Source organism: Hymenobacter crusticola (assembly GCF_002154225.1).
GTDB lineage: Bacteria > Bacteroidota > Bacteroidia > Cytophagales > Hymenobacteraceae > Hymenobacter > Hymenobacter crusticola.
Genome location: NZ_MTSE01000147.1, coordinates 1 through 363 on the forward strand (window position 1 = coordinate 1; position 363 = coordinate 363).

Below are 363 nucleotides of genomic sequence, written 5' to 3' on the forward strand. Positions count from 1 at the left end.
AACTCCTACGGGAGGCAGCAGTAGGGAATCTTTCACAATGGGCGAAAGCCTGATGAAGCAACACCGCGTGAATGAAGAAGGGTTTCGGCTCGTAAAATTCTGTTGCTAGAGAAGAACGTACCAAGTAGGAAATGGCTTGGTAGTGACGGTATCTGGTTAGAAAGTCACGGCTAACTACGTGCCAGCAGCCGCGGTAATACGTAGGTGGCAAGCGTTATCCGGATTTATTGGGCGTAAAGCGAGCGCAGGTGGTTTAATAAGTCTGATGTAAAAGGCAGTGGCTCAACCATTGTGTGCATTGGAAACTGTTAGACTTGAGTGCAGTAGAGGAGAGTGGAATTCCATGTGTAGCGGTGAAATGCG

1 rRNA gene is annotated in these 363 nt (G+C 48.5%); it reads left to right on the forward strand.

The features are described from left to right. Positions 1 to 363, forward strand: a 16S ribosomal RNA gene (locus tag BXP70_RS29280); the annotation flags it as partial.